Here is a 6,028-nt window from a genome sequence, read left to right as displayed (position 1 = left end):
CCTATATATATGATGATGCGGGAAACATCTCAGAAAAGGTGCAAAGCGGTATCGATAGGACAATCGTTCCTATAGAACAAATACCTATGGATTTACAAAAAGCATTCATAGCCATAGAAGATGAAAGATTTTATGAGCATGGAGGTGTCGACTTTAAAAGATTGATTGGAGCTTTGGTACATGATATAAAGATTGGCTCTTTTGAACAAGGTGGCTCTACTATTAATATGCAGTTGTCAAAAAACCTTTTAACCAGTACAGAAAAAAGTGCTCTAAGAAAAGTTACTGATATAGTTTATGCGATAAAGCTAGACCAAAAGCTAGATAAAAGTGACATAATGTACGCATATCTAAATACCGTATTTTTGGGTAGTAATGTAAACGGAGTGCAGGCGGCGGCAAGAGCCTATTTTAATAAAGATGTAGGCGATTTAAGCTTGATGGAGTGTGCAATAATAGCAGGAATTACGCAGTATCCTACAAAATATATTCCATACACCTTATCAGAGATTACACCACAAGATGACATTTCATCACTTCAGATAAAGCTTTATCCACCATCAAACGGCAATGTAGTGCCTACAGAAGTGCAAAAGCAAGTATATGATGCACTGAAAAATGCTGGAAAAATAGATTATTATGAAGATATGATGCTAAAAAACGGTTCATTAGTGGTTACTAAAGCTACATTAAATCCAAAATCGGTTGAAAGAGGCAAGGTTGTCCTCTCAAAAATGAGAGAACTTGGCATTATAAATGAAGAAAAATATCAGGGAGCATTAAATGAAAATGTAATTATAAACTTTCCGAAAAGAAATAATAGAGATATATCAACATATTTTAATGACAGAGTAAAAAAAGAAGCAGTAAAAATATTGGTGGAGCAAGGTAATACAGAAGAACAAGCAAATAATCTATTAAAATTTGGCGGACTCAAGATATATTCAACATTAAATACAAAAATACAGCAAATACTTGAAAGAGAATTTGCCAATAAAGCGAACTTCCCGAATTCGTATTTTGACCAAAATGGAGTAATACAGCCACAAGCTGCCATGGTTATAATTGACCAGCATACAGGAGATGTAAAAGCATATATTGGCGGTAGAGGACAATACGGAAGTTTAATATTTGATAGAGCAGATAATCCAAGACAGCCGGGCTCTGCAATAAAACCGCTCGCTGTATATTTACTTGCACTAAAAGATGGAATGACACCAAACACTATGATAAATGATAAGCCAAGAGAGGACAGTACAAGTCCTACAGGTTTTTGGCCTAAAAATATACATGGAGTATACTATGGAAACAGGACTATGAAATTCTTGTTGGCAGTTTCTTCAAACGTAGCGGCAGTAAAGACATTAGAGACATTAGCTCCTACAAAAATAGCAGCAGCCAATAGGTCACTTGATTACCTTACACAAATGGGATTTAAGCATTTAGTCAGGTCTAGTGAAAATCCTGCCGTAAATGATGAAAACTTGTCATTGGCACTAGGAGGCTTAACCAAAGGTGTAACCACGCTGGAAATGACATCAGCATATGCAGGTATAGCAAATCTTGGAAAACAAAACAGCCCGGTATTCATTACAAAAATACTTGATTCTACAGATAAAGTTATTTATGAAAGCAAGCCTAAGGTATTTGAAATGATTAGCGAAAATAAAGCATCTCAAATGGTCGATATGCTTGTAGGAGTAGTAAAATCAGGCAGTGCAACAAGTGCTAAACTGAGCAATATGCCATCTGCCGGTAAAACAGGTACTACATCAGATGTAAAGGACGTATACTTTGCAGGATTTACCCCTTATTACACAGGTAGCATATGGATAGGCTCAGACACACCAAGAGAATTATCATATACGTCAGAAATACCGACAAAACTTTGGGCAAAAGTTATGAATAAAATAGATTCGGAATTATCACTAGAACCAAAAGGCTTTAATAAATCAGACAAGCCATATGACCCTTCAGAAGAAGAAATTGATTCATTAGATGGTGATACACAACAGACAAACGCAGTAGAACCTACTGAAAATCAGCAATTAGACGGCATAATATTTGAAGAAAATCAAGGACAGCAAAATCAAGATATACAAACTAATACAGTTGAACCAAATCAAGGGCAACAAGCTCCTTCTACAAACTCAGAACAGCAAAGTAATAATGACAATAATAATACACAAAATGCAGGCTCTAAGCCACAGCAGCCTGTACAACCTCAGCCACCGGCAACAGAGCCTACTCCTGAGCGACCTAAGCCATCGGCACATGAGGATACAGGGCAGCAAAGTGCTCCACCGGTATCATACGAAAATTCACAACCTGCACAAGACAATGGCGGTAGTATCGATGACTCACCAATATTTTAACCACAATAAAAAATATAGATTCACATCCTTATAAAATTATTTATAATTGCAAGCTATTCCAATTAAGGAGGAGTGCATGATAGAAGATGAAAATTTACAAGACGTATTTTTCTCACTAGATGTAGGGACAAGAGATGTAATAGGCATCTTGGGAAAAATGATAAATGAAAGGCTGGTTATTACAAATATTGTCATTCAAAATCACAAAAGCAGAGCCATGTATGATGGTCAAGTACATGACATACAGGCAGTAGCAGAGGTTGTAAAATCAGTCAAAAAAATGCTTGAAGAAGAGACTGGATTCAAATTACACGAAGTTTCAGTAGCTGCAGCAGGCAGGTCATTAAGGACAATACAGGCGGAATGTACCTTTGAATTTGAAGAAGAAACAGAAATTAGTCCAAAAATAATCAAAAAATTGGATATGGAAGTCTTGCAAAAGGCATCCGATATGATTAAGGAAAACGTGCAAGAGGGTGTACCTTACTATAATGTAGGGCATACTGTAATGAAATACAAGCTTGACGATTACGAAATAAAAAATCCGGAAGGTCAAAAAGGAAAAAAACTAACCTGCGAAATGATAGCTACATTTTTGCCAAAAGTTGTCATAGAGGCATTGGAGTCAGTTGTAAAAAGAGCAGATTTGAGCGTTTCATATATGGATTTAGAGCCAGTTGTAGCACTTGAGGTGACAGTACCTGAAAATGTAAGGCTGTTAAACATAGCTATGGTTGATATAGGAGCAGGTACATCTGATATTGCAATAACAAGAGATGGTACGATAGTAGGCTATGAAATGACATCAACAGCAGGCGATGAAATTACAGAGGCATTATCAAGAACTTATCTACTAGATTTTGATACAGCAGAAAATTTGAAATGTAATTTAATGTATGCTCCAACACAAAAATTTTCAGATATCATAGGCTCTCAAATGGAAGTGGATACAGAAGAGATTTTAGATAAAATCGAAGATTCAATTGACCTAGTAGCGAAAAATATAGCCGATGGTATAGTAAAGGTGAACGGTAAGTCTCCAAGTGCAGTATTTTTAGTTGGAGGAGGCTCACAAATACCTAGAATTAACAAGCTGATTGCTCAGTATTTAGATATCCAGCCTGAAAGGGTAGTAGTAAAAAATCCGTCATCATTAAAAGACATAGAGGGCGATGAAGCGTTTTTAAGCTCTCCACAGTCTATAATGCCTGTTGGACTACTACAATCAACCATTAAAAATCATACAAAAGATTTTTTAGACGTGTCTGTAAACGATGAAGATGTTAGACTATTTAGAGCTCCGGGGCTAAGAGTAGGAGACGCTTTAATATTATCAGGGTTTAATCCAAAAGATTTGATAGCTAGAAAGGGTAAATCACTTTTGATTTACTTAAACGGTAAAGAAAAATTGTTTAGCTCTGATTATGGTACAGAGGCTATTATAACCTTAAATGGAGAAAAAGCCGGCATAGATTCTGCGATTAACGATGGAGATAAAATATTTATAGAACCGGCAGTAAGAGGTGAGGACATCAGTATAACACTAGGAGAGGCTGTTGGCGAAGAATATATAACCTTTGAAAGCAAAAAGCTAAATTACGCATATAACATAATATTAAATGGGACAAAGACTACAGATTTTAATTTACAACTTCAAAACGGAGATAAACTGTATGTAGAATATCTTGATACAATAGAAAAATTTAAAGATTACATGGATTTACACGATATTTCACTTTGTGTAAATGATAAAATATCTATGAATGATACAACCTTATATCCAAATGATGTAATTACGGTTTTGGGAAAAGCAGATTATGTAAAAGCGGAAACAATATCCCCTAAGACTATTTTGCAAGTTACGTTTAACGGTAGATTGGTTACAATTAAATCAAATAAGCAAAATCCAATCTTTGTAGATGTTTTTGAGTTTGCCAACTTTGACACCATGAAATCTTCGGGTAAAGCATTAATAACAAAGTTAAACGGTCAGCCTGCAGAATATACTACACCCATCAAAGCTGGTGACAATCTAGAAGTTTATTGGGAAAATTAAAATAATCAAAAAATCTGCTATTTTATTAGATATATGCTTATAAATAAGGCGATATTTCAAAAAAATGGCAGATGTTTTTGTGCAAATATTACATCACAAGCCTTGTATTAACCAGTAATTTAAGTGTGTTAAACAAATTAAATATAAATACAATCCCTTTTCAATAAGAAAATAATATGATATAATAATGCGGTTAAATAAAATTTAGGAGGATGAAATGTCTTTAGAATTATTAAACAGAGAAGGTAACAACGCGAAATTAAAATTAACAATAAAAAGGGAAGACTTTGACAAATATATTAATAATGCGTTTGAAAAGAATAAAGGTAAAATAAATATACCGGGATTCAGAAAAGGTAAAGTACCTAAGGCAATGGTAGAAAAATATTATGGTGAAGGTTTCTTCTACGAAGATGCTATAAATGCAGCGTTTTCAAAAGAATTCTATGATGAAATGGAAAAAATAGACCTTGTGCCAGTAGCTACGCCAACAATTGACATTGAAGAAATAGAAAAAGGTAAAGACGTAGTGATAGGTGTAGAAGTAGTAGTATCACCTGAAATAGAAATAGGTAAATACAGAGGATTGGAAATAGAATATCCAAAGGTTGAGGTTACAGACGAAGAAGTACAGCACGAATTAGAACACAAAAGAGAGCATAATGCAAGAATAGTAACAATAGAAGACAGAGCTATCAAAGAAGGCGACATAGTTCACCTAGATTTTGAAGGTAAAAAAGATGGAGTGCCATTTGAAGGCGGAAAAGCTGAAAATTATAAATTAGAAATTGGCTCAAAATCTTTCATAGATGGATTTGAAGACCAATTAGTTGGTATGAAGCTTGGCGAAGAAAAGACATTAGACCTAACATTCCCTGAAAATTATCATGAAAAGAGCTTAGCAGGTGCTCCGGTTACATTCGATGTAAAAATCAACCAAATTCAAGAAAAAGAATTACCTGAGCTTGATGACGAATTTGTTAAAGATATCAGCGAATTTGACACATTAGACCAATTAAAAGAAAGCATAAGAAAAGAACTGGAAGACCACAAAAAAGAACACGCAGATGCTGACTTTGAAGATGACATAATCAGAGAAATAGTTAAAGATTCAAAAATAGATGTTCCGGTAGAAATGATAGATACTCAGACAGATATGATGTACGATGAATTTGCTCATAGCCTAATGTATCAAGGACTGGATATTAATTCATACCTAAATTATATAGGCAAAACTGAGGACGAACTGAAAGCTGAAATGCGTCCGGAAGCAGAAAAAAGAATTAAATCTACATTAGTATTGGAAAAAGTTAAAAAATTAGAAAACATTAGCTACAGTGAAGACCAAGTTGAAGAAGAATTCAAGAAAGTTGCTGACGCTTACAACATGGATGTAGATAAAATAAAAGCTATGTTTGGAGAAAAGCAGAAAAAAGGCATGATAGACAACATAATAGCTAAAAACACAGTAGAATTTTTAAAGGGAGAAACTATAAAAAAATAGTTAATCTAAAATAGTAAGGAGAGCACTAATGGCATATGTACCAGTGGTAGTAGAACAAACAGACAGAGGAGAAAGAAGCTACGACATATATTC

3 protein-coding genes are annotated in these 6,028 nt (G+C 34.5%); all 3 read left to right on the top strand.

Annotated elements, in window-relative coordinates; genetic code table 11:
* Positions 1-2,375: transglycosylase domain-containing protein (locus tag BBG48_RS10415; protein WP_116170979.1), on the top strand; the 2,375-nt coding region annotated here is incomplete at its 5' end.
* 76 nt (positions 2,376-2,451) lie between these two features.
* The gene (locus BBG48_RS10410; RefSeq protein ID WP_094754438.1) at positions 2,452-4,431 is read left to right on the top strand and encodes a cell division protein FtsA; all 1,980 of its coding nucleotides are present in this window, start codon (positions 2,452-2,454) and stop codon (positions 4,429-4,431) included.
* Between the two features lie 217 nt (positions 4,432-4,648).
* The gene (gene tig / locus BBG48_RS10405; protein WP_068913272.1) at positions 4,649-5,935 is read left to right on the top strand and encodes a trigger factor; all 1,287 of its coding nucleotides are present in this window, start codon (positions 4,649-4,651) and stop codon (positions 5,933-5,935) included.
* Positions 5,936-6,028 lie beyond the last annotated feature (93 nt).

It is taken from the genome of Criibacterium bergeronii (assembly GCF_001693775.2).
GTDB classification, from domain to species: domain Bacteria; phylum Bacillota; class Clostridia; order Peptostreptococcales; family Filifactoraceae; genus Peptoanaerobacter; species Peptoanaerobacter bergeronii.
Note: the sequence above shows the minus strand (reverse complement) of the source record. Positions and strands in the feature narration are given on the sequence as shown.

Excerpts from the sequence above, each read along its gene's own strand:
- BBG48_RS10410 (WP_094754438.1), top strand. The coding sequence starts at position 2,452 with ATGATAGAAGATGAAAATTTACAAGACGTATTTTTCTCACTAGATGTA.
- tig (WP_068913272.1), top strand. The coding sequence starts at position 4,649 with ATGTCTTTAGAATTATTAAACAGAGAAGGTAACAACGCGAAATTAAAA.